At 68.2% G+C, this 1,288-nt stretch carries 1 protein-coding gene; it reads right to left on the reverse strand.

What is annotated here, in order from left to right:
• Positions 1-33 precede the first annotated feature (33 nt).
• Positions 34-1,218: an IS481 family transposase gene (locus tag AAH991_RS40040; RefSeq protein ID WP_346231177.1), complete on the reverse strand. Its 1,185-nt coding sequence runs from the start codon at positions 1,216-1,218 to the stop codon at positions 34-36.
• Between the last annotated feature and the right edge of the window lie 70 nt (positions 1,219-1,288).

Consider the following 1,288-nt stretch of genomic DNA (forward strand, 5'->3'; position numbering starts at 1 on the left):
TGTGATGTCGCAAGACATCGGAAACCCTCGAACCTACGGGTTCGGGGGTTTCTTTGTGTACTGGGGTTGGTAGTCGCGGGTGGGATCGATGATCAGCTCGCGGAGGAGCTCTCCGGTGGTGGCGTTGACCACGCGGACGTGGAGATCGTCGACGAGCAGGATGACGTGGGTTCGGGCGTGGGTTCGCCCGATGCCGATGTGGTGAAGCCGGCCGCCGATCCGCAGGGTGACGACGCCGGTGTGGTCGACGCGGTCGTGTCGGACCCGGGTGTGGGTGTCGCCCTCGCGGCTGCCGGCCGGTTGGGCCTTGGGCCGGGTGTTGTAGGCCGCAGCGGGCGTGGCCCGGTGCGGCAACGACCGGTGAGGGCGGTGGTGGTTGTAGGCGTCGACGAAGCAGCCGAGGAGAGTCTGTAAGTCGCTGAAGGTGGCGGGCTGGTCGGGCTGGGCGCGCAGCCACCTCTTCATCGTCTGCTGGAACCGTTCGACTTTTCCGCAGGTGGTGGGGTGGTTGGGGGTGGAGTTCTTCTGAATCACGTGCAGGCGGCGCAGCTCGTGTTCGAAGGCGTTGCGGCCACCGCGGCCGCCGGCCAGGCGGGTGGTGAACACCATGCCGTTGTCGGTCAGGGTGGAGGCGGGCACGCCGTGGGCGTCCACCGCGTGGCGGAAGGTGTCGCGCACGATCGGTCCGGTGACACGGGGGTGGGCGGTCACCGACAGGGCGTAGCGGGAGTGGTCGTCCAGCCAGGTGAGGATCTCGGCGTCGGTGCCGTCGGCCAGGCGGTAGTGGGTGAAGTCGGCTTGCCAGGTCTCGTTCGGCTGCTCGGCTTGGAAGCGGATGTAGGACGATCGTGGCCGTTTGCTGGGCTCGGGGGTGACCAGCCCGGCGCGGGTCAGGTAGCGGCTGATCGTCGCCCGGGACACGGTGACCTGGTGGTGCTGGTGCAGGTGCCAGGCGATGGTGTCCGGCCCGGCGTCCAGGCCCTGGCCGGACAGGTCCTTGCGCAGGCGGACGATCAGTTCGACGGTGGCGGCGTCGATCGCCGTCGGTGAGGTCTTGGGTCGTCTGGATCGGGGCTCGAATGCGCCCTCGCCCTGCTGCCGGTAGCGGGCAACGAGCTTGGACACCCAGCCTTTGGACACGCCGTAGGAGCGAGCGACCTCTGCTTGTGAGCGGCCCTCGACGACGACCGCCGTGATGATGAGTCTGGCCTTCGACACGGGCCGACTGTCGACCGCCCGCAGGTTCTAGCTCTCTGTGTTTCCTATCTCCGGAGACATGCTCCGCCGG

The organism is Microbispora sp. ZYX-F-249 (genome assembly GCF_039649665.1).
Taxonomy (GTDB): domain Bacteria; phylum Actinomycetota; class Actinomycetes; order Streptosporangiales; family Streptosporangiaceae; genus Microbispora; species Microbispora maris.